Below are 20838 nucleotides of genomic sequence, written 5' to 3'. Positions count from 1 at the left end.
GCAACTCTTCCATACGGGGGTTCAGCCGACGAACACCGCCGCGGGCTTCGAGACCTTGCCGTGCGGCTGGTAGAGCGCCAGGAACTCCCCGTCGGGCGCGAAGACCCCGGTCAGGTCGGTGATGTCGAGGGGCAGCGGCCGGCCGTAGCGGACCGCCTGCGCCTGCGCGGCGTCCAGGTCGAGCGCCGGGAAGGAGGCCCGCGCGGCCTCGGCCAGCGGGGTGAGCGTCAGGTCGTCGAGGTCGGTGTTCGCCCCGTCCAAGGTGAACGGGCCGACCGCGTGGCGCCGCAGCGCCGTCAGGTGCCCGCCGACCCCGAGCGCGGCGCCGAGGTCGCGGGCGATGGCGCGGATGTAGGTGCCGCTGGAGCAGCGCACCCGGATGTCGAGGTCGAGCAGGTCGCCCTCGCGTCGTACGTCGCCGGCGGTGATCTCGTGGATCGTGACCGGCCGGGCCTTCAGCTCGACCTCCTCGCCCGCGCGGGCCCGGGCGTAGGCGCGCTGGCCGTCGACCTTGATCGCCGACACCGTCGAGGGCACCTGCTCGATCTCGCCGGCGAAGGCGGCGAGCGCCGTCCGCACGGCCTCCTCGGTGACGTCGGCCGCCGAGGCGGTCGCGGTCACCTCGCCCTCGGCGTCGTCGGTGGTCGTGGCCTGGCCGAGCCGCACGGTCGCGGAGTAGGTCTTCTCGGTCAGCATCAGGTGGCCGAGCAGCCGGGTGGCGCGCTCGACACCGAGCACCAGCACGCCGGTGGCCATCGGGTCGAGGGTGCCGGCGTGGCCGACCTTGCGGGTGCCGAGGGTGCGACGCACCCGCGCGACCACGGCGTGCGAGGTCAGCCCGGCGGGCTTGTCGACGACGACCAGCCCGGAGGGGACCCCGGACATCAGGCCTCGTCGTCCTCGACGGACTCCTCGGCGTCCGCCTCGGCGACCTCGCGGGGCTTCTTGTACGGGTCGGCCTCGCCCGCGGGCTGGGCGCCCTCGCGGGCGGCAGCGACCGCGGCGTCGGCCTCACGGGCCTTGGCGAGCACCTCGTCGAGGTGGCGCGCGGACTCCGGGATGTGGTCGGGCTCGAAGGCGATCGTGGGCACCGTGCGCATGCCGAGCTGCTTGCCGACCTCGGAGCGGATCATGCCGCGCGCCGACTCCAGCGCCTGCGCCGTCGCCTGCTGGTCGGCGTCCTCGCCGAGCACGGTGTAGTAGATGGTGGCGTTCTGGGCGTCACCGGTGAGCCGGACCTCGGTCACGGTGACGAAACCGAGCCGGGGGTCCTTGATGCGTCGCTCCAACAGCTCGGCGACGATCACCTGGATCCGGTCGGCGATCTTGCGCACGCGCGGGCTGGCCATGGTCATTTCCTATCAGTAGGACGGCTGTGCCGTCCGCCCCGGTGAGGGACGGACGGCACAACGCGGGTGGTGCTGGGGGCAGGTCAGCCCCGCGGGATCTCGCGCATCTCGAAGGCCTGGACGATGTCGCCCTCCTTGATGTCCTGGAAGTTCCTGAGCACGAGACCGCACTCGAAGCCTTCCCGGACCTCGGCCGCGTCGTCCTTCTCCCGCTTGAGCGAGGCCAGGTCGAGGTTGTCGGCCACCACGGCGCCGTCGCGCAGCACGCGCACCTTGGCGTTGCGGCGGATGACCCCGTCGATGACCATGCAGCCGGCGATGTTGCCGATCTTGGACGAGCGGAAGATCGCACGGATCTCCGCCTGGCCGAGAGCGTGCTCCTCGTACTCCGGCTTGAGCATGCCCTTGAGGGCCGCCTCGATCTCCTCGATCGCCTGGTAGATGACCGAGTAGTAGCGGATCTCGACGCCTTCCTTCTCCGCCATCTGGCCCGCCTTGCCCTGGGGCCGGACGTTGAAGCCGATGATGATGGCGTCGGAGGCGGCAGCCAGGTCGACGTTGGTCTCGGTGATCGCACCGACACCGCGGTCGATGACCCGCAGGCTGACCTCCTCGCCCACGTCGATCTGGGCGAGGGCGTCCTCGAGAGCCTCGACCGAACCGGACACGTCGCCCTTGAGGATGAGGTTGAGCTCCTGGCTCTCGCCCTTCTCCATGGAGGCCATGAAGTCCTCGAGGGTGCGACGCACGCGACGCTTCGCCTGCAGGGCGGCACGCTCGCGCGCCTCCCGCTTCTCGGCGATCTGGCGCGCCATCCGGTCGTCCTCGACGACGAGGAAGTTCTGCCCGGCGCCCGGGACGGACGACAGGCCGAGCACCATCGCCGGCCGGGCCGGGTCGGCCTCGGACAGCTCGTTGCCGTGCTCGTCGAGCATCGCGCGGACCCGGCCGTGGGCCGGACCGGCGACGATCGAGTCACCGACGCGGAGCGTGCCGCGCTGGACGAGGATCGTGGCGACCGGACCGCGACCGCGGTCGAGGTGCGCCTCGATGACCAGGCCCTGCGCGTCCTGGACCGGGTTGGCCCGCAGGTCGAGCGAGGCGTCGGCGGTCAGGACGATCGCCTCGAGCAGCTTGTCGAGGTGCAGCCCGGCCTTGGCCGAGACGTCGACGAACATCGCGTCGCCGCCGTACTCCTCGGGCACGAGGCCGTACTCGGAGAGCTGTCCGCGGACCTTGGTCGGGTCGGCGGTCTCCTTGTCGATCTTGTTGACCGCGACCACGATCGGGACGTTGGCCGCCCGGGCGTGGTTGAGCGCCTCGACCGTCTGCGGCATCACGCCGTCGTCGGCCGCGACCACCAGGACGGCGATGTCGGTCGCCTGCGCACCACGGGCACGCATCGAGGTGAACGCCTCGTGACCCGGGGTGTCGATGAAGGTGATCCGGCGGTCGTTGCCCTCGACCTCGGTGTGGACCTGGTAGGCACCGATGTGCTGGGTGATGCCACCGGCCTCGCCGGCCACGACGTTGGCGTCGCGCAGCGCGTCGAGGAGCTTGGTCTTTCCGTGGTCGACGTGACCCATGACGGTCACGACCGGCGGCCGGACGACCAGGTCCTCCTCGCCGCCCTCGTCAGCGCCGAACTCGAGGTCGAAGGTCTCGAGCAGCTCGCGGTCCTCGTCCTCCGGGGAGACGATCTCGACGACGTAGTTGAGCTCGTCACCGAGCAGCTCGAGGGTCTCGTCGCCCACCGACTGGGTGGCCGTGACCATCTCGCCGATGTGGAAGAGCATCTGCACGAGCGACGCGGCGTCGACGCCGATCTTCTCGGCGAAGTCCGTCAGGGACGAGCCACGCGCCAGGCGGACGGTCTCGCCGTTGCCCTTGCGGACCCGCATCCCGCCGATCGTCGGGGCCTCCATGGCCTCGAACTCCTGGCGACGCGCCCGCTTGGACTTGCGCCCCCGGCGGGCCGGACCACCGGGACGCCCGAAGGCACCCTGGGTCTGGCCGCGCTGGCCGGGACGACCTCCACCGGGACGGCCACCGCCACCGGGGCCGAAGCCACCGGGACCGCGACCGGGGGCACCGGCACCCGCGCCGGCACCGGGACGACCCGGAGCGCCGCCGCGACCGGGGGCACCGCCGCCGGGACGGCCTGCGCCGCCACCGGGACGACCCGGGCCACGACCGCCGGGACCGGCGCCGAAGGCGGCCGGGGACTTCGGCATCATCGCCGGGTTGGGACGCGGCATGCCGGGACGGCCACCGCCACCGGCACCCGCCGGCGGGCGCGGGCCGGCCGGACCGGCCTCGCCCTCACGCGGCGGCGGGGCGGGACGACGGCCCATGCCCTGGCTGGGCGCGAACGGGTTGTTGCCCGGACGCGGGGTGCCGCTGGGCTTGCCGACCGGGCGCGGGGCCGGGGCGGGAGCCTTGGGCTTGGGCGCACCCGGCTTGGCGGGCGCCGGGGCGGCGGGCGCCTCGGCGGCCGGAGCCTCGGGGGCCTCCGGAGCCGGCTTCTCGGCCGGCGCCTTCGGGCCCGGACGCGGACCGGGGCGCGGCGCGGCCGGCTTGTCGGCGGCGGGCGCCTCCGGGGCGGCGGGCGCCTCGGGAGCGGCGGCAGCGGGCGCCTCGGGGGCGGCCGGAGCCTCGGGGGCGGCGGGCGCCGCGGCGGCCTTCTTGGTCGGGGCGGGCTTGGGCGCCGCCTTGGCCGGCGCCGCGGAGGCGTCACCGGCAGGCTTCATCTTGGCGAGCAGCTCGGCGCCGTAGGTCGCCTCGAACTTCTTCACGGCGGGGAGCTCGATGCTGGAGGACGCCGTCTTGGCGAACTCACCGATCGCGCTCAGCTTCTCCAGCGCTTCCTTGCTGGGGATGCCGTACTGCTTCGCGAGTTCGGAAACTCGGGTCTTGGCCACGGTTCTCCTTCTGGCCGAGACCCGGGGGTGGATCTCAGACCGTTGGTGGGTGGTGCAGAACGAACTGGCTCATCGCGAGGTACTCATCGAGTGCTCATGAGCTGTTGCTCCAGTTTCTGTCGGTCGGATCGGTCCGCGAGGCGACGTACTCCCCCACCGGCGCAGTGGACAGCCCACCCGCACCCGGAGTGACCCGGAGCGCACGGGAGAAGGCTTTCCGCCGCACCGCGAGGTCGTAGCAGCCGGTGGTGGGGTGCAGGTGCGCTCCACGTCCCGGCGCGCTGGCGTCAGGATCGGGAAGGACGACCAGGCCGTCGCTGCCCGAGCTGGCGGTCAGCCGCAACAACTCGCATTTGGCGGCCCGCTGCCGACATCCGATGCAGGTCCGGACGGGACCCTCGGGAGGGAGTGCGTCCGGGCGTGCGGGAGATTTCAGTCGGCGAGCCACCGAGGCTCAACTCTACCGCTTGTCCGGTCGCGGGACCGAACCGGCGTGGCCTACGCCTCCTCGTCGGAGTGGATGTCGATGCGCCAGCCGGTCAGCCGGGCGGCGAGACGGGCGTTCTGGCCCTCCTTGCCGATGGCGAGCGAGAGCTGGAAGTCCGGTACGACGACGCGCGCCGACCTCGCCGCCGCGTCCACGACCGTCACCGACTGCACCTGGGCGGGCGAGAGCGCGTGCGCCACCAGGGTGGCCGGGTCGTCGGACCAGTCGACGATGTCGATCTTCTCGCCGTGCAGCTCCGACATCACGTTGCGCACCCGCTGGCCCATCGGGCCGATGCACGCGCCCTTGGCGTTGACGCCGGAGACGGTGGAGCGGACCGCGATCTTGGTCCGGTGCCCGGACTCGCGCGCGATGGCCGCGATCTCGACGGTGCCGTCGGCGATCTCGGGCACCTCCAGCGCGAACAGCTTCTTCACCAGGTTCGGGTGCGAGCGGGAGAGCGTGATCTGCGGGCCGCGCATGCCCTTGCGGACCGAGACGACCAGGCACTTGATCCGGGTGCCGTGGCTGTAGTCCTCCCCCGGCACCCGCTCGCTGGAGGGCAGCTGGGCCTCGAGCTTGCCGAGGTCGACGAGCACGTCGTCGGGGTTGCGGCCCTGCTGGATGATGCCGGAGACGATGTCGCCCTCCTTGCCGGAGAACTCGCCGAACTTGATCTCGTCCTCGGCGTCGCGCAGGCGCTGCAGCATGATCTGCTTGGCCGTCGTGGCGGCGATCCGGCCGAAGTCGGCGGGCGTGTCGTCGTACTCCCCGACCTTGGTGCCCTCGGCATCGAGCTCGGCGGCGAGCACGCTGACGTGGCCGGTCTTGCGGTCGAGCTCGACGCGCGCCTGCGCGACCGAGCCCTCGGTCTTGTGGTAGGCCGTCAGGAGGGCCTGCTCGATCGCCTCGACGAGGACGTCGAACTTGATCTCCTTCTCCCGCTCCAGCGTCCGCAGGATGTTGAGGTCGATGTCCATCACTCGGCGTCCTTCTCGTCGTCGCTCGTCTTGCGGTTGAACTCGATCTGGACGAGCGCCTTGCGCACGTCCGCGTAGGGCACCCGGCGCTCGGCGCCGTCGACGTCCAGGGTGACCCCGTCGTCGTCGGAGTCGCCGATCCGGCCGGTGAGGGCGGTGTCGTCGGCGAGGCCCACCTTGACCAGGCGCCCGGCGTTGCGCCGCCAGTGCCGCGGCAGCGTCAGCGGCCGGTCGACGCCCCGGGAGGTGACCTCCAGGGTGTAGGGCAGCTCGCCCATCACCCCGGACGCGTCGCCCTCGAGGATCGCGTCGATCACCTTGGTCGCCGCTGCGACGTCGTCCAGCGTCGGCCCGCCGTCGGTGTCGAGCGCCACGCGCAGCACCCGCCGCTTGCCGGCGGGAGTGAGCTCCACCGCCTCCACGTCGAGTCCGAGCTCGGCGAGCGGGCCCGTGAGGACGTGCTCGATCCGCTCCGTCGTCGCTCGCTGAGCGCCCTGGCCCGAACCCATGATCGAGTCCTCCCGTGTCCTGTTGTGGCTGTGCCCGCCCACCATAGCGGGTGGAGATAGGGTTCCCCGGTGCCCGCACGAGCGACCCCGATCACGCGCCGCGCCCTGGTGACGGGCTCGCTCGCCGGAGCGGCGCTGCTGGCCACCGGCTGCGACCCGGTCGACGGGCTGCTCGGGGACGACGACGACCCGGGCGTGTCGGGTGCGGTGACGCCCACCGCGCCCGCCGTGGACGCCGACAGCGACCTGGTCGCCGAGGTGGCCACCGCCGTCGCCTCGGTCGCCGCCCTCGCCACCGCCACCGGTACGTCGTACCCGCCCCTGGCGCCGACGACGACCCGGCTCGCCACGCTCCACGCCGCCCACCTCGCCGAGCTCGGCGGCGCCGACCCGGCCACCCCGCCGGCCGTGGCCGGCAACCGGGCCACGGCGTTGCAGGGCCTCGACCAGGCCGAGACGCGGCTGCAGGACCGCCTCGTCCAGGCGGCCGGCGGGGCCGAGAGCGGGGCGCTGGCCCAGCTGCTGGCCTCGATGGCGGCCGCGGTCGCCCAGCAGCGGGCGGCCCTGTGAGCGACCCGACCCCGGCGCCCGCGGACACCGTGGAGGCGCTCCAGACCGCACTGGCCGCCGAGCACGCCGCGGTCTTCGTCTACGGCGCGCTCGGCGCGCAGACCTCGCGCTCGGCGACGCCGACCCTGTTCGCCCGGGTGACCGCGGCCTACCGCCTGCACCGCACCCGCCGCGACCAGCTCGCGGCGATGATCCGCGCGGCGGGCGGCGACCCGGAGCCGGCCGCACCGGGCTACTCCCTGCCCGCCGAGCTCGGCACCTCTCGGGCGGTGCTGGCCCGGGCGCTGCGCCTGGAGCAGGACGCGGCACGCACCTACGCCTACCTGGTCGCCCGGACCACCGGCCCGACCCGGACCTGGGCGGTCACCGCCCTGCTCGACGCCGCCGTGCGCGGGCTCGGCTTCGGTGGCCGGCCGGAGGACTTCCCGGGGCGCTGACCCCGCTCCCGGGCTGCGAGCCCACCTGGCCCAAAAACGCCAGTGGTTCGCGGCTTCCGTTCTCCGGGGAACTCCCGAGACGTCCCCCGAAGTACGGGGCCGCGAACCACTGGTGACCGGGGACAACGGTCATCTTGAGTGACGGGAGAGGTGGGGCTCACCGATCACCTGTGCACAATCATGCAACAGATGCAGCCCCCGGTCTGCACCTTGCGATCCTCATAAACATGCAGTGCACAAACCTGCAGTTCCGGGCGGGTCCGGCCGGGCCGCCGCTAGCGGCGCTCAGCGCCAGGGCGCGAGCAGGTCCGGCAGGTCCGCGAGCCGCTGGGCGACCGCGTCCGGCTCCCCCTCGGTGTGACCGACCTGGTCGGTCGGGATCGTGCTGTGTGGGACGTGGATCGCGCGCATCCCGGCGCTCTGCGCGCCCCAGACGTCGTCGAAGAGCCGGTCGCCGACGTAGACGCACCGGGCGGGGTCGCTGACGCCGACGGCGTCCATGGCGGCGCGGAAGGCGTGCGGCGAGGGCTTCGTCCACGGCACCTCGCTGGTGTAGACGTCGCCGTCGATCAGGTCGAGCACGCCGTCGCGCTCGAAGAACCCGCGGTGCCAGCGCCGCGGCCAGATCGTGTTCGACAGCACGCCGACCTTGATCCCCTCCGCGCGCAGCCACCGGAACAGCGGGGCCACCTCGGGGTCGGTGAGGGTGTGCGGCTCCCAGAAGCCGTAGTAGGCCTCCAGCAGCTCCGGGTCGTGCTCCAGGCCGGCCTCGGTGAACAGGTCGTCGATCGTCGCGCTCTCCTGGTGGTCGCGGCTGCGACCCCAGATCACGCTGCCGGCCTGGTGCAGCCGCTGCGCGAAGGCGTGGTGGTCGTCGCTGGTGTCGGGGGTGGTGAGCACCGCCTGCGCCAACGCCAGCGACTCCGCGTGGAAGTCGATGTCGTGCCAGGCCGTGAGCGTGCCACCCCAGTCGAAGATGACCGCCTCGATCGTCATCGTCAGCCCTCGACGGTGGCGCGGATCGACGCCGGCACCAGCAGCCCGTGGCTCGGGACCTCCGCGTCCGAGGGGGCCTCGCGCAGGGTCCGGACGAACAGGGTCGACATCCGCATCAGCACCCGCGCAGCCTACGGCCGCGCGTACGGGTGCGGCGAACCAGTAACGGCTCAGGCGCTGCGCGCGGCCTTCAGCATCCCGCGGATCATCGGCGCCTGGAGCGGCACGCGTGCCATCGTCGCCACCTTGTACGCCGTGCTGGACGACTTCTGCGCGTCCGCGGCCATCTTCGCGTTGCCCGGCAGCACCCCGGCGAGCAGCGCGGCGCTGGCGTAGGCGGCGGCCTTGCGGGTGCGCGGGTGCAGCATGCCGGTGGCGCAGGCCAGCTCGGCGTACCCGCTCCAGGTCACCCAGGCCCGCGCGCCACCGGGCAGCTGCTCGGGGATGAGCGGCTCGAACACCTCGGGCTTGACGAGGTGGATCACGCCGCTGACGAAGAAGGCGCCGGTGACGGCCTTGGCCGTGAAGGGAACGGGCATGTGCTCACTCTGCCAGCCCCGGCCTCACGCCAGGTCTCAGGCCAGGTCTCAGCCCAGGTCGAGCAGGTTGCGCGCGCCCAGCTTGTAGAGCAGCCGGTCGGTGGCCTTGAGGGCCTCGAACTCCGGCGGGTCGTAGAGCCTGAAGGTCTTCACCCGTGCCGCCGTGGAGCGGGACTCGTCGAGGATCGCGTTGACGGCGTGGCGGGCCGACTCGTTGGCGCCCTCCATCGTGGCGAGGTCGATGTCGGTCTGCACGAAGTCGCCGGTCATCAGCAGGTTCGGGATCGTGGTGCGGGCGGTGGGCCGCCGGCGCCAGGAGTCGACGGTGTTGACGAGCAGCGGCGTCTCGTTGGTGTTGCGGCGGTTGGCCGCGTCCCACTGCACGCCCGGGTCGAGGAACCAGGAGTGCACGATGCCCTCGGGCATCAGGTCGCCCACGGTGTGGTGGTCACGGACCTGCGCGAGCACCTCGGCGGCGATCTCCGTGGCGGTGCACTCCTTGGCGGGCTTGCCGTAGAGGATGCCCTTGGCGTCCCAGTTGGAGATGTCGACCGAGAGGATGTCGACGACCTCGCCGTCGCCGTAGTCGCGCGAGATCTGGCGGTCGGCCCAGAACTGGCCCTGGGTCAGCGCGGTCAGCGACCAGGGCGAGTCGATGAAGGTGATGTGCCCCTTGGTCACCTCGACGTGGTCGCGCAGGAAGAACTGGATGCCGACCATCCAGTCGGTCTGCAGCGAGGAGAGGCCCTTCAGGCCCGGGTCGAGCGCCAGCACGTCGGGCGTGAGCGTCGGTACGACGCGCTCGACCGGCATCGCGCTGACGAACCAGTCGGCCTCGACGCGGCTCGTCGTACCGGCGGCGTCGGCGAGGACCGCGGCGGTGATCCGGCCCCCGGAGGTCTCGTAGCGGACCAGCCGCTGGCCGGGGACGAACCGCACGCCGAGCCCACGCAGGTAGGTCATCCACGGGTCGATCCACGCCTCGTTGGTGGGCAGGTCGAGCACGCGGTCCAGCGCGCCGTCGTTGCCACGGCCCATGATGTTGTAGACGAAGGCCTCGCCCATGTTGCCGATGGTGCGGGTGCTGGCGATGGTCTCCTTCGCGGCGACCAGGTTGCGGGTCAGGCCGGCGGCGAGGATCTTCTGGTAGGGCTGCGAGCGCTTCCCCGCGCCCACGAAGTCCCACCACGAGACCTTCTCCCACTGCCCGAGGCGGCGCTCGTCGCAGCTGGTGAGGAAGACGAGCAGGCGCTCGACGAAGTAGGTCAGCTCGTGCGGCGGCACCGCGTGGCCGCCGAGGTTGTCGAGCAGGAAGCGGCGCAGGCCGTCGACGGTGAGCAGCTGCTGCGGGTCCGGGCCGACCCCGAAGACGAAGGCGTCCGCGTGGTCGCCGCCGCGCAGGAACTTGCCGCCGCTGGCCGCGACCAGGTTGTCGCCGACGGTGCCGGAGCCGAACGGGATGCGTCGCATCGTGTCCGGCACGTGGTGGTAGAAGCCCGGGAAGAAGCGGAAGCCGTGCTCCCCCGGCAGGTCGGCGCGGCCGCCGGTGCCGGTGCCCGCGAACGGGATGCTGCGCGCCTTGCCGCCCCAGGCGGAGGGCTCGAAGACGGTCACGGTGAAGCCGCGCTCGACCAGCTCGTGGGCAGCGGTCAGGCCGGCCATGCCGCCACCGAGCACCACGGCGTTCTTGCCGGGGGTCGCCGCGAAGGCCGGGGCGAGGCCGGCGCCGGCCAGCGCCACGCCGGCGCCGACGGCGACCGAGGAGCCGAGCAGGGTACGGCGGTCGAGCTGGTGCGTCATCGAGGTCTCCCCATGAGATCAACCGACAGTGGTGTCGGTAACTGGCGAGACCGAGTATCGTGACGACCACCACAGCAGGTCAAGAGGCCCGGGCTCACCACCGGGCTCACCACCGACATCTGTGTGGGTACGACGACGAGGAGGCTCCCGTGGCCACGACGGACACCGTCCGCCGCCGGCTGAGCGCGCCCGCCCGTCGGCAGCGGATCGAGGCCGCCGCCGTCGAGGTCTTCGCCGGCCGCGGCTACGACGCCGCCTCGGTCGGCGAGATCGCCTCCGCCGCCGGGGTGTCCCGGACCGTGCTCTACGACCACTTCCGCTCCAAGCGCGAGCTCTACCTCCAGGTGCTCGACAGCCAGAACGCCGCGATGCTGGCCGAGGTCGGCGCAGGCATCACCGGCGCCGGCGCCGGCGCGGACCGGCTGCGGGCCACCGTGGCGGCGTACCTCTCCTTCGCGCGGCAGCGTCCGGCGGCCCGGCGTCTGCTGGTCGACCCGGTCCCGACCGGCGACCCGGACCTCGACAGCGTGCTCGCGGCCTACCGCACCGCCCGCGCCCAGGCGGTCACCTCGATGCTCGCCCCCGACCTCGCCCGGTCCGGGCTCCAGGCCGGCGCGACGGGCTCGGCGGTGGTCGTCGAGCTGCTCATCACCGGCGTCGACGGGGTGGCGCGCTGGTGGCAGGAGCACCCCGACGTGGCGCTGGACGAGGTCACCGACGTGGCCGCCCGGCTGCTCTGGAACGGGCTCCCCCGGCTCAGCCGCTGACCGCGTCGCCCGGCCCGCTGGTCGGTGTCGGAGGGCCGGTCTAGCGTGCAAGCCATGACCACCGCACTCCTCGTCATCGACGTCCAGCAGGGCAACACCGCCGAGGCCTACGACCGCGCCGGGGTGATCGGCCGGATCCGCGGCCTCATCGACCGGGCGCGCGCCGACGACGTGCCCGTGATCTGGGTGCAGCACGAGGCGGGTCCGTTCGTGCCAGGCTCCGAGCCCTGGCAGATCGTCGAGGAGGTGCGACCGGGCGAGGGCGACCCGGTCGTGGCGAAGACCTACCTCGACTCCTTCGCCGACACCGACCTGCGCGCGCGGCTCGACGCGCTCGGGGTCACCCGCCTGGTCCTGTGCGGTGCCGCCACCGACGCCTGCGTGCGCAGCACGGCCGCCCGCTCGCAGGTCGAGGGCTACGACACGGTGCTGGTGGCCGACGGGCACACCACCGACGAGGGGCCGTGGCCGCTCCCCCTCCCCGACGGCAGCACCGTGCCGGTCGGGGCGAAGGAGATGATCGCGTTCACCAACTTCTTCGTCGCCGACACCGACTACCCCGGGATCACGACCGAGGTGGTCCCCGCCGAGGAGGTCACCTGGTGAGCGTGTCCTAGAACATCACGGTCGCGAAGCGCGTCGTCTCCGCGAAGCCGACCCGCTCGTAGACCGCCCGCGCGGCGGTGTTCCAGTCGTTGACGTAGAGCGAGACCGTCGGCGCGATCCGCGCCCGCACCTGGTGGACCACGGCGGCCATCCCGGCCGTGGCCAGCCCCTGGCCCCGGCGGTGCGGCGGCACCCAGACCCCCTGGATCTGGGCGGCCTGCGGCGTCGCGCAGGCGACCTCGGCCTTGAAGACGAGCTCCTCGCCGTCGTACCGGACGAAGGACCACCCGCGGCCGATGAGCTGGGCGACGCGGGCCCGGTAGAGGTCCCCGCCGCCACCGGACTCGGGCGAGACGCCGACCTCCTCGGTGTACATCGCGACGCAGGCCGGGTAGAGCGTGGCGAGGTCGCTCTGCACACCGGCGCGCACGCCCTGGTCGGGCGCGAGCACGGGCGGGCCGTCGAGCGCGAGGTGGCGCTGGTCCCAGCGGGTGTCCCGCGGCTGTCCCCAGTGCGGGGCGACCTCGGCCCAGAACGGCCGGACGGCGGACTGCGGGCCGACCAGGGTGGACGCCGTACGACGCCGGGCGAGCGCGCGCTCGGCGAAGGCGACCGCGTCCTCGGGGCCGGCCTGCACCGGGACGAGGTTGGCGGCGACGTGGCACGCGGCGACCAGGTGGCCGTTGTCGAAGCGCCCCCACATCTCGCCGCCGAGCCAGCGGGGCTCGAGGTTCGTGGTGTGGGCGCGGTGCAGCGCGAAGACGTTGACGACCGGGTCCTGGCTCGCGAGCTCCACGAAGGCGGGGACGTCGGCGCTCGCGAGGACGCGCACGCCGTGCCGGGTGGTCAACACGGCACCACCCTAGGGTGTGCCGCGGCTCCGCAGGGGGTCAGGCGAGGGTCAGGAGACCGACACGCTCGGCTCGGCGCCCTCGACCGGCTCCATGGACTCGGCGATCTTCATCGCCTCCTCGATGAGGGTCTCCACGATCTCGGCCTCCGGCACGGTCTTGATGACCTCGCCCTTGACGAAGATCTGGCCCTTGCCATTGCCGGAGGCGACGCCGAGGTCGGCCTCGCGCGCCTCGCCGGGACCGTTGACGACGCAGCCCATCACGGCGACCCGGAGCGGGACCTCCAGGCCGTCGAGACCGGCGGTGACCCGCTCGGCGAGGGTGTAGACGTCGACCTGGGCGCGGCCGCAGGACGGGCAGGAGACGATCTCGAGCTTGCGCGGGCGCAGGTTGAGCGACTGCAGGATCTGGATGCCGACCTTGACCTCCTCGACCGGCGGCGCGGAGAGCGAGACCCGGATGGTGTCGCCGATGCCGCGCGAGAGCAGCGCGCCGAAGGCGGTGGCCGACTTGATGGTGCCCTGGAAGGCGGGGCCGGCCTCGGTGACGCCGAGGTGCAGCGGCCAGTCACCGGCCTCGGCGAGCAGCTCGTAGGCGCGGACCATGACGACCGGGTCGTTGTGCTTGACCGAGATCTTGAAGTCGCGGAAGCCGTGCTCCTCGAAGAGGCTCGCCTCCCACACGGCGGACTCGACGAGCGCCTCGGGGGTGGCCTTGCCGTACTTCTCCAGCAGCCGCTTGTCGAGGGAGCCGGCGTTGACGCCGATCCGGATCGAGGTGCCGTGGTCCTTCGCGGCGGCCGCGATCTCCTTGACCTGGTCGTCGAACTTCTTGATGTTGCCGGGGTTGACCCGGACCGCGGCGCAGCCGGCCTCGATGGCGGCGAAGACGTACTTCGGCTGGAAGTGGATGTCGGCGATGACCGGGATCTGGCTGTGCCGGGCGATCTCCGGCAGCGCGTCCGCGTCGTCCTGGCTGGGGCACGCCACCCGGACGATGTCGCAGCCCGCGGCGGTCAGCTCGGCGATCTGCTGCAGCGTGGTGTTGACGTCGCTGGTCAGCGTGGTGGTCATCGACTGCACCGAGATCGGGTGGTCGCTGCCGACCCCGACCTTGCCCACCTGGATCTGGCGGGTCGGGCGGCGGGGGGCGAGCACCGGCGGCGGTGCGGCCGGCATGCCCAGGCTGATCGACGTCATGCCCCCAGATTAGTCGCGGGGAGGTGGAGATCAGGATTCGAGGTGGACCGGTACGACGAGGTCGCCCACGATCAGCACCACGCCCATCACCAGGATGGCCAGCCCGACGACGTAGGCGACGGGCAGCAGCTTGGCGACGTCGACATACCCGGGGTCGGGGCGACGCCGCACCCGGGCCCAGCCACGGCGCAGCGCCTCCCAGAGCGCACCCGCGATGTGCCCGCCGTCGAGGGGCAGCAGCGGCACGAAGTTGAACATGCCGATGAAGAAGTTGAAGCCCGCGACCAGCATCAGCAGCGAGATCATCTTCTGCTTGACCGGGATCTCCTCGTGCGAGGCGGTCTCCCCCGCGAGCCGGCCGCCGCCGACGATGCTGACCGGGCCCTGCGGGTCGCGCTCCTTGACCCCGACGATGGCCTGGGCCACGCCCCAGACCTTGGCGGGCAGGGTGCCGAGCGCCTTGACGACGTCGACGGTCATCGTGCCCATCTGGTCGAGGGTGTAGAGCACGCCGCCCGTGGTCGGGTGGGTCCGCGGGGTGACGCCGAGGAAGCCGACCGTCTTGTCGGCCTTCTCGCCCACCTTGTCGGGCGGACGGACCACGGTCGTGGTCTGGAACGTCAGCTGCTCGCCGTCGCGCTCGACCACGACGCTCGCCTTGGCGGTGCCGTTCTTCTTGACCAGTGCCTGCATCTGGTCCCAGCTGGTGATCGCGACGCCGTTGAAGGAGACCATCCGGTCCCCGGCCTCGATCCCGGCCTGGTACGCCGGGGTGGGGTTCTTCGCCAGCTCCTCCGGGGTGCAGACCTTCCCGGACTCCTCGGCGGGCTTCACGCAGGCGGACACCTCGCCGACCGTGGTCTCGATCGCCGGGTCGCCGGCGTTGCCGTAGGTCGCGAAGACGCCGACGAAGATGCCGAACGCGATGAGGATGTTCACCGTCGGGCCGCCGCCCATCACGATGACCTTCTTCCACCACGGCATCTTGTAGAACAGCCGGCCGGAGTCGGCGGGCGTGATGGTCTCCCACTCCGCGGCGCGGGCGTCGGAGATCAGCTGGGTGAACATGCCGGTGTTGGACTTGCGGACCTTCACCACCTGGTTGCCGTCGGCGTCGACCTCGACGCCGTCGGCGAGGTCGGCCGCACCCGGCGGCAGCATCCCGACGATCTTGACGTAGCCGCCGAGCGGGATCGCCTTGACGCCGTACTCGGTCTCACCGACCTGCTTGCTCCACACGGTCGGCCCGAAGCCGATGAAGTACTGGGTGACCTTCCCGCCGAAGGCCTTGGCCGGGATCATGTGGCCCAGCTCGTGCAGGCCGATGGAGGCGAGGATCGCCACGGCGAAGACGACGACGCCGAGGGTGTAGAGCAGAACGGTCATCACGGGCGGTCGGGTGTCCTCAGTGCGATGGAGCGGCGGCGATGGTGCGGGCGGCGGTCTCCCGGGCCCACGCGTCGGCTGCGAGCACGTCGTCGAGGGAGATCCGCCCATCCGAGGGTACGTCGTGGGCGGCTACCACGCTGCCGACCACGTCGACGATGCCGGGAAATGCCAGCCGGCCGGCGCGGAAGGCGTCCACCGCGACCTCGTTGGCGGCGTTGTAGACCGCCGGCGCGGTGCCGCCGCGCTCCCCCGCCGCCCGGGCCAGGGCGACCGCCGGGAAGGCCTCGTCGTCGAGCGGGAGGAACTCCCAGGTCTCGGGGCGCGACCAGTCCACGGCGGGCGCGGCGCCCGGCACCCGCTCGGGCCAGTCCAGGCCGAGCGCGATCGGGATCAGCATGGTGGGCGGGCTGGCCTGCACGATCGTCGAGCCGTCGACGAACTCCACCATCGAGTGGACCACGCTGGTCGGGTGCACCACGACCTCGATCCGGTCGTAGGGGATGCCGAAGAGCAGGTGCGCCTCGATCACCTCCAGGCCCTTGTTGACCAGGGTCGCGGAGTTGATGGTGATGACCGGGCCCATGTCCCAGGTCGGGTGCGCGGCCGCCTGCTCGGGCGTGACATCGGCGAGGTCGGCCCGGGTCCGGCCGCGGAAGGGGCCACCGCTGGCGGTGAGCACGAGGCGTCGTACCTCCTCGGGCGTGCCGGCGCGCAGGCACTGCGCCAGCGCGCTGTGCTCGGAGTCGACCGGCACGATCTGGCCCGGCTTCGCGCGCTCGAGCACGAGCGGGCCGCCCATCACGAGCGACTCCTTGTTGGCCAGGGCCAAGGTGGTGCCCGCGTCCAGCGCGGCGAGGGTGGGGCGCAGGCCGACGGCGCCGGTGATCCCGTTGAGGACGACGTCGCACGGCAGCGCCGCCGCCTCGGTGCTCGCCTCCTCGCCGAGGCCGGAGAACCGGGGCGCGAGCTCGGCCACCTGCTGCTCGAAGAGCTCCGGGTTGCTGCCGCCGGCGGTCAGCCCCACGACCCGGAACCGGTCCGGGTTGGCGCGCACCAGGTCGAGCGCCTGGGTGCCGATCGAGCCGGTCGAGCCGAGGATGACGACGTCCTTCACCCGGTCATCCTCTCAGCCACCGCCGCCGCCCCCACACCTGTCACGGTCCTGTGATGTCGGCGCCGCCACTTTGTGAGGTCCTCGCCGCAACCTTCCCGCATGTCTCCGCGTCTCCTTCCCGTGACCATCACCGCTCGCCTCGGGACCGTCCTCGTTCTCGGGCTCCTCGCCGTCCTCGTCCCCCTCCTGCCGCTGCCGCCGCAGTCGGCGATGCCGGCCGTGACCGCCGTCCCGGCCGCCGTCGCCGCTCCCGACCCGGCGGCGGAGCCCGCCCCCGCGCCGGCGGAGCGCAAGCGTTGTGTGGGCCGGGTCGCGCTGACCTTCGACGACGGCCCGTCGCCGCGGGTGACGCCCGGCCTGGTGCGTGAGCTGCAGCGGCTGCACGTGCCCGCGACCTTCTTCATGGTCGGCCGCAACGTCGCCGCGCACCCGGAGACCGCCCGGCTGGTGCAGCGGGCCGGCTTGACCGTCGGCAACCACACCTGGTCGCACGCGGACCTGCGCACCCTCTCCGGCCCCCAGGTACGGCGCGAGCTGGCCCGGACCCGCCAGGCACTCGTGCGGGCCGGGGTGCGTCCGAGCCGCCTGGCCCGCCCGCCGTACGGCGCCCTGGACTCAGAGGCCCGCCGCGCGCTGCGTCGCGAGGGACTCGTCCCGGTGCTGTGGACGATCGACTCGCGCGACTGGGCCGACGGCAGCACCCGGGTCATCGCGCGACGCATCCTGCGGGCGCTGCGCCCGGGCGACAACGTCGTCCTGCAGCACGACGGGGTGGCCCGCTCACCACTGTCCGTCGCGGCCGTCGCGGAGGTCGTGACGAAGGCCCGGCGACGGGGCTACTGCTTCACCGGGCTCGACGGATCCGGTGACGTCCGCCACTGAGGACGGCGTGCCTCCTGCGAAATGCCCATTTCCCGCGCTCCCAGCCCCCATGCTTCGTACGTGCTGCTCTCCCGTGTCCGGTCGGCGGTCACGGGACGGAGGCTCGCGACCGCTGGTTCCGCGCTCGCCATCGTGCTCCTCGCCCACGTCGTCAGCGCCGGGCCGGTGCCGCCCGAGGCGTCCGGACGCGCCGTCCCCGCGGCGCAGCTGGCGGGTGCAGCGGCACCTCGTCCCCGGCCCGCCCCGGCGCCCGCGCAGCGCGCCGGGTGCACCGGCACGGTGGCGCTGACCTTCGACGACGGCCCCGTCCCCGGTACGACGCCGCGGCTGGTCCGGGTGCTGCGCGAGCTGCGCGTGCCGGCCACCTTCTTCATGGTCGGCAGCCGGGTCCAGGCGCACCCCGAGCTGGCCCGGCTGGTCGAGCGCTCCGGCTTCCTCGTCGCCAACCACAGCTGGGCGCACGAGAGCCTGCCCTCCCGCTCGGACCAGCAGGTCCGGGCCTCGATCGCCGGCACCAACCGGGCGCTGGTGCGCGCGGGTGTGCACCCGACCCGGCTGATGCGCCCGCCGTACGGCGCGATGAACGCGCGGGTGCGCGCCGACATCGTCGGCCTGGGCTACGTCCCGGTGCTGTGGGACATCGACTCCCTCGACTGGCACAGCGGCACGCCCGACCAGATCGCGGGCCGGATCCTGCGCGGCCTGCACCGCGGCCACAACGTGGTGCTCCAGCACGACGGGGTCTCCCGGTCCCCGCTGTCGGTCGACGCGGTCGCGAAGGTGGTGCGCACCGCGCGGCGGCACGGCTACTGCTTCACCGCCCTCGACGGACGGGGCCTGCCGGGCTACCCGGTGCCGGTCGCGTCGGTGTCGGTCCGGAACGCTCCCGAGGGCCGCTCCGCCGTCGCGGTCGTCCGCCTGGACCGGATGGCCGCCCGCCCCACCTCGGTGGCGCTCGCCATCCGCTCCGCGAGCGCGACCATCGGCAACGACCTGCCGGCGCTGCGGGCGCGGGTCACCGTCCAGCCGGGCCGGCTCACCGCGAGCATCGCCATCCCGATCCGGGCCGACGGGCTCACCGAGCCCGACGAGCGGGCCGTGGTGTGGATCAGCGGGCCGAGCGGGGTGCGCATCGGGAGGTCGATGGCGCTGCTGACGATCCCCGCGCAGACGGCGGGCGGACCGGCGCGGTGGTCACCGCTGACCGGGCTCAGCCGCCCGTGAGGACGTCGGCCGCGGCGTAGGGGTCGCTCTCCCCGGCGACCACCGCGGCGGCCAGGTCGTCGAGACGGTCCCCGTCGCCGACGCTGCCCCAGCGCTTGCGCAGCGCGGTGAGGGCGAGCGTCTCGATCTCGTCGCGTGCCCGGCGCACCCGGCGGCGCTGCAGCTCGCCGCTCTCACGCAGCCACGCGCCGTGCTCCTCCAGCGCGTCCACCACGTCGGTGACGCCGTCGCCGGTGGAGGCCACGGTCTTGAGGACGGGCGGTCGCCAGGTGTCCTCCCGGCGCTCGGCGAGACCGAGCATCGACCGCAGGTCGCGGCGCACCTTGTCGGCGCCGTCGCGGTCGGCCTTGTTGACGACGTACAGGTCGCCGATCTCGAGGATGCCGGCCTTGGCGGCCTGGATGCCGTCGCCCATCCCCGGCGCCAGGAGCACGACGGTCGTGTCGGCCTGGCCGGCCACCTCGACCTCGCTCTGGCCGACGCCGACGGTCTCCACGAGCACGTAGTCGAAGCCCGCCGCGTCGAGCACCCGCAGCGCCTGCGGGGTGGTCCAGGCGAGCCCGCCCAGGTGGCCCCGCGCGGCCATCGACCGGATGAAGACGCCCGGGTCGAGGACGTGGTCGCCCATCCGGATCCGGTCCCCCAGCAGGGCGCCGCCGGAGAACGGCGAGGACGGGTCGACCGCGAGCACGGCGACCCGCTGGTCGCGCCGGCGCAGCTCGCCGATGAGGGCGTTGGTCGAGGTCGACTTGCCGACCCCGGGCGAGCCGGTGAGCCCCACGATCCGGGCATGCCCGGTGTGCGGGGCGAGGGCGCGCATCAGCTCCGGCAGCAGCGGCGACTCGTCCTCGACCTGCGAGACCAGCCGGCCGACCGAGCGCGGGTCGCCCGCGCGCGCCTTCTCCACCAAGGCAGGAACGGCCGCCGCGGTGATCCCGCGGCGGCCGCCCTGGACGTCCTGCTCAGGCAACGGGTCAGGCAGAGGGGACCCGGATGACCAGCGCGTCGCCCTGGCCGCCACCGCCGCAGAGGGCGGCCGCGCCCACGCCGCCACCGCGGCGCTGGAGCTCCAGCGCGAGGTGCAGCGTGATCCGGGCACCGGAGGCGCCCAGCGGGTGACCGATGGCGATCGCGCCGCCGTTGACGTTGACCTTGTCGGCGTCGATGCCGAGCGCGCGGGCGGACTCGATGCCGACCGCGGCGAAGGCCTCGTTGAACTCGACCAGGTCGAGGTCCGCGACGCTCAGGCCGGCCTTGTCGAGGGCCTTCTGGGTGGCGTTGGCCGGCTGCAGCTGGAGGCTGGAGTCGGGGCCCGCGACCTGGCCGTGGCTGACGATCTCGGCGAGGATCGGCAGGCCGAGCTCCTCGGCCTTGGCCTTGGAGGTGACGACCACGGCGGCAGCGCCGTCGGAGATCTGCGAGGCGGAGCCGGCGGTGATCGTGCCGGTCTTGGAGAACGCCGGGCGCAGGCCGGCGAGGGACTCGGCGGTGGTGTCGCCGCGCACGCCCTCGTCCTTGCTGATGACGACCGGGTCGCCCTTGCGCTGCGGGATGCTCACCGGGACGATCTCGTCGTCGAAGACGCCGTTCTTCTGCGCGGCGGCGGCGAGCTGGTGCGAGCGGGCCGAGAACTCGTCCTGCTCCTCACGGGTCAGCGCGTTGTCGCGCTCGGCGTTGACGGCCTCGGTGAGGTTGCCCATCGCCTGCTGCGTGGCCTGGTCGTAGAGCGCGTCGTAGGCCATCGAGTCGACGAGCGTGGTGTCGCCGTACTTGAAGCCGTCGCGGCTCTTGGGGAGCAGGTGGGGGGCGTTGGTCATCGACTCGGTGCCACCGGCGACCACGATGTCGGCCTCGCCGGCACGGATCAGGGCGTCGGCCTGGGCGATCGCGTTGATGCCCGACAGGCACACCTTGTTGATGGTGATCGAGGGAACGCTCGCGGGCAGGCCCGCGGCGAGACCGGCGGTGCGGGCCGGGTTCTGGCCGGCGCCGGCCTGGAGCACCTGGCCCACGATGAGGTAGTCGACCTGGTCGGGCGCCACGCCCGCCTTCTCCAGCGCGCCCTTGATGGCGACACCGGCGAGGTCGGCGGCCGACAGGGTCTTGAGGCCGCCGAGCAGGCGGCCGATCGGCGTACGAGCGCCGGCGACGATGACGCTGGGGTTGTCGGACATGCTTCCTCCGTTGAGCTCCGTGAGTGGAACGGGTGTGACCT

21 protein-coding genes are annotated in these 20838 nt (G+C 73.0%); 6 read left to right on the top strand and 15 right to left on the bottom strand.

Annotated features, from left to right (window positions below; genetic code table 11):
* Positions 1 to 21: 21 nt before the first annotated feature.
* The 6 genes from truB to rimP form a co-directional block, all read right to left on the bottom strand.
* On the bottom strand, positions 22 to 885 hold the full coding sequence (gene truB / locus MRBLML1_RS17415; RefSeq protein ID WP_364518277.1) for a tRNA pseudouridine(55) synthase TruB: 864 nt from the start codon (positions 883 to 885) through the stop codon (positions 22 to 24).
* Positions 885 to 1349 (bottom strand): 30S ribosome-binding factor RbfA, encoded by a 465-nt coding sequence (gene rbfA, locus MRBLML1_RS17410; protein ID WP_364518275.1) that lies wholly within the window; start codon positions 1347 to 1349, stop codon positions 885 to 887. The genes truB and rbfA overlap by 1 nt, the downstream gene beginning before the upstream one ends.
* 83 nt (positions 1350 to 1432) lie before the next feature.
* Positions 1433 to 4270 carry a translation initiation factor IF-2 gene (infB, locus tag MRBLML1_RS17405; protein ID WP_364518273.1) on the bottom strand — a complete coding sequence of 946 codons (2838 nt, stop codon included), beginning with the start codon at positions 4268 to 4270 and terminating at the stop codon, positions 1433 to 1435.
* A gap of 94 nt (positions 4271 to 4364) precedes the next feature.
* Positions 4365 to 4718 (bottom strand): YlxR family protein, encoded by a 354-nt coding sequence (locus tag MRBLML1_RS17400; protein WP_364518271.1) that lies wholly within the window; start codon positions 4716 to 4718, stop codon positions 4365 to 4367.
* A 50-nt stretch (positions 4719 to 4768) separates the two neighbouring features.
* Positions 4769 to 5737 carry a transcription termination factor NusA gene (nusA, locus tag MRBLML1_RS17395; RefSeq protein WP_364518269.1) on the bottom strand — a complete coding sequence of 323 codons (969 nt, stop codon included), beginning with the start codon at positions 5735 to 5737 and terminating at the stop codon, positions 4769 to 4771.
* Positions 5737 to 6246, bottom strand: a complete 510-nt coding sequence (gene rimP, locus MRBLML1_RS17390) for a ribosome maturation factor RimP (RefSeq protein WP_364518267.1) — start codon at positions 6244 to 6246, stop codon at positions 5737 to 5739. Before rimP ends, nusA begins: the two co-directional genes overlap by 1 nt.
* 69 nt (positions 6247 to 6315) lie before the next feature.
* Between rimP and MRBLML1_RS17385 the strand changes: the two genes are divergently transcribed.
* Positions 6316 to 6816 (top strand): hypothetical protein, encoded by a 501-nt coding sequence (locus tag MRBLML1_RS17385; RefSeq protein WP_364518265.1) that lies wholly within the window; start codon positions 6316 to 6318, stop codon positions 6814 to 6816.
* Positions 6813 to 7253 carry a ferritin-like domain-containing protein gene (locus MRBLML1_RS17380; RefSeq protein WP_364518263.1) on the top strand — a complete coding sequence of 147 codons (441 nt, stop codon included), beginning with the start codon at positions 6813 to 6815 and terminating at the stop codon, positions 7251 to 7253. Before MRBLML1_RS17385 ends, MRBLML1_RS17380 begins: the two co-directional genes overlap by 4 nt.
* A gap of 285 nt (positions 7254 to 7538) precedes the next feature.
* On the opposite strand, the gene MRBLML1_RS17375 is transcribed toward MRBLML1_RS17380, so the two are convergent.
* The 3 genes from MRBLML1_RS17375 to MRBLML1_RS17365 form a co-directional block, all read right to left on the bottom strand.
* A complete protein-coding gene (locus MRBLML1_RS17375; RefSeq protein ID WP_364518260.1) occupies positions 7539 to 8249 on the bottom strand; it encodes an HAD family hydrolase in 711 nt (236 codons plus the stop codon).
* A gap of 170 nt (positions 8250 to 8419) precedes the next feature.
* Positions 8420 to 8788 (bottom strand): DoxX family protein, encoded by a 369-nt coding sequence (locus MRBLML1_RS17370; protein ID WP_364518258.1) that lies wholly within the window; start codon positions 8786 to 8788, stop codon positions 8420 to 8422.
* 48 nt (positions 8789 to 8836) lie between these two features.
* Positions 8837 to 10588 (bottom strand): hydroxysqualene dehydroxylase, encoded by a 1752-nt coding sequence (locus MRBLML1_RS17365; protein WP_364518256.1) that lies wholly within the window; start codon positions 10586 to 10588, stop codon positions 8837 to 8839.
* A gap of 149 nt (positions 10589 to 10737) precedes the next feature.
* On the opposite strand from MRBLML1_RS17365, the gene MRBLML1_RS17360 reads away from it, so the two are divergent.
* A complete protein-coding gene (locus tag MRBLML1_RS17360; RefSeq protein ID WP_364518254.1) occupies positions 10738 to 11355 on the top strand; it encodes a TetR/AcrR family transcriptional regulator in 618 nt (205 codons plus the stop codon).
* A 54-nt stretch (positions 11356 to 11409) separates the two neighbouring features.
* Entirely contained in the window at positions 11410 to 11961 is a 552-nt protein-coding gene (locus tag MRBLML1_RS17355; RefSeq protein WP_364518251.1) for an isochorismatase family protein, read from the top strand.
* Between the two features lie 7 nt (positions 11962 to 11968).
* Here the strand turns inward: MRBLML1_RS17355 and MRBLML1_RS17350 are convergent, their stop codons facing one another.
* The 4 genes from MRBLML1_RS17350 to MRBLML1_RS17335 are packed head-to-tail and all read right to left on the bottom strand — an operon-like array spanning position 11969 to position 16517.
* Positions 11969 to 12814, bottom strand: a complete 846-nt coding sequence (locus MRBLML1_RS17350) for a GNAT family N-acetyltransferase (protein WP_364518249.1) — start codon at positions 12812 to 12814, stop codon at positions 11969 to 11971.
* A 48-nt stretch (positions 12815 to 12862) separates the two neighbouring features.
* On the bottom strand, positions 12863 to 14014 hold the full coding sequence (gene ispG / locus MRBLML1_RS17345; RefSeq protein ID WP_364518247.1) for a flavodoxin-dependent (E)-4-hydroxy-3-methylbut-2-enyl-diphosphate synthase: 1152 nt from the start codon (positions 14012 to 14014) through the stop codon (positions 12863 to 12865).
* Between the two features lie 30 nt (positions 14015 to 14044).
* Positions 14045 to 15400 carry a M50 family metallopeptidase gene (locus MRBLML1_RS17340; RefSeq protein ID WP_364518951.1) on the bottom strand — a complete coding sequence of 452 codons (1356 nt, stop codon included), beginning with the start codon at positions 15398 to 15400 and terminating at the stop codon, positions 14045 to 14047.
* Positions 15401 to 15419: 19 nt separating this feature from the next.
* On the bottom strand, positions 15420 to 16517 hold the full coding sequence (locus MRBLML1_RS17335) for a 1-deoxy-D-xylulose-5-phosphate reductoisomerase (protein ID WP_364518245.1): 1098 nt from the start codon (positions 16515 to 16517) through the stop codon (positions 15420 to 15422).
* 99 nt (positions 16518 to 16616) lie between these two features.
* Between MRBLML1_RS17335 and MRBLML1_RS17330 the strand changes: the two genes are divergently transcribed.
* Positions 16617 to 17399, top strand: coding sequence for a polysaccharide deacetylase family protein (locus tag MRBLML1_RS17330; RefSeq protein ID WP_364518240.1), 783 nt, complete (start codon positions 16617 to 16619; stop codon positions 17397 to 17399).
* Positions 17400 to 17459: 60 nt separating this feature from the next.
* Positions 17460 to 18623, top strand: coding sequence for a polysaccharide deacetylase family protein (locus MRBLML1_RS17325; protein ID WP_364518237.1), 1164 nt, complete (start codon positions 17460 to 17462; stop codon positions 18621 to 18623).
* Here MRBLML1_RS17325 and meaB read toward each other — a convergent pair.
* Together meaB and MRBLML1_RS17315 are read right to left on the bottom strand one after the other, a co-directional pair.
* The gene (meaB, locus tag MRBLML1_RS17320; protein ID WP_364518235.1) at positions 18610 to 19593 is read right to left on the bottom strand and encodes a methylmalonyl Co-A mutase-associated GTPase MeaB; all 984 of its coding nucleotides are present in this window, start codon (positions 19591 to 19593) and stop codon (positions 18610 to 18612) included. The two genes, MRBLML1_RS17325 and meaB, sit on opposite strands and share 14 nt — an antisense overlap.
* 4 nt (positions 19594 to 19597) lie before the next feature.
* Complete coding sequence (locus MRBLML1_RS17315; protein WP_364518233.1) at positions 19598 to 20797, bottom strand: acetyl-CoA C-acetyltransferase; 1200 nt, start codon at positions 20795 to 20797, stop codon at positions 19598 to 19600.
* Between the last annotated feature and the right edge of the window lie 41 nt (positions 20798 to 20838).

The sequence above is a fragment of the Nocardioides sp. LML1-1-1.1 genome (assembly GCF_040676175.1).
Taxonomy (GTDB): Bacteria; Actinomycetota; Actinomycetes; order Propionibacteriales; family Nocardioidaceae; genus Nocardioides.
This window is presented reverse-complemented; position numbering and strand designations above follow the sequence as displayed.

What these genes read in the sequence shown, in the direction of transcription:
- truB (WP_364518277.1), bottom strand. Translation starts at nt 885, where the DNA reads ATGTCCGGGGTCCCCTCCGGGCTGGTCGTCGTCGACAAGCCCGCCGGG.
- rbfA (WP_364518275.1), bottom strand. Translation starts at nt 1,349, where the DNA reads ATGGCCAGCCCGCGCGTGCGCAAGATCGCCGACCGGATCCAGGTGATC.
- nusA (WP_364518269.1), bottom strand. Translation starts at nt 5,737, where the DNA reads ATGGACATCGACCTCAACATCCTGCGGACGCTGGAGCGGGAGAAGGAG.
- rimP (WP_364518267.1), bottom strand. Translation starts at nt 6,246, where the DNA reads ATGGGTTCGGGCCAGGGCGCTCAGCGAGCGACGACGGAGCGGATCGAG.
- MRBLML1_RS17375 (WP_364518260.1), bottom strand. Translation starts at nt 8,249, where the DNA reads ATGACGATCGAGGCGGTCATCTTCGACTGGGGTGGCACGCTCACGGCC.
- MRBLML1_RS17370 (WP_364518258.1), bottom strand. Translation starts at nt 8,788, where the DNA reads ATGCCCGTTCCCTTCACGGCCAAGGCCGTCACCGGCGCCTTCTTCGTC.
- MRBLML1_RS17365 (WP_364518256.1), bottom strand. Translation starts at nt 10,588, where the DNA reads ATGACGCACCAGCTCGACCGCCGTACCCTGCTCGGCTCCTCGGTCGCC.
- MRBLML1_RS17355 (WP_364518251.1), top strand. Translation starts at nt 11,410, where the DNA reads ATGACCACCGCACTCCTCGTCATCGACGTCCAGCAGGGCAACACCGCC.
- ispG (WP_364518247.1), bottom strand. Translation starts at nt 14,014, where the DNA reads ATGACGTCGATCAGCCTGGGCATGCCGGCCGCACCGCCGCCGGTGCTC.
- MRBLML1_RS17340 (WP_364518951.1), bottom strand. Translation starts at nt 15,400, where the DNA reads ATGACCGTTCTGCTCTACACCCTCGGCGTCGTCGTCTTCGCCGTGGCG.
- MRBLML1_RS17330 (WP_364518240.1), top strand. Translation starts at nt 16,617, where the DNA reads ATGTCTCCGCGTCTCCTTCCCGTGACCATCACCGCTCGCCTCGGGACC.
- MRBLML1_RS17315 (WP_364518233.1), bottom strand. Translation starts at nt 20,797, where the DNA reads ATGTCCGACAACCCCAGCGTCATCGTCGCCGGCGCTCGTACGCCGATC.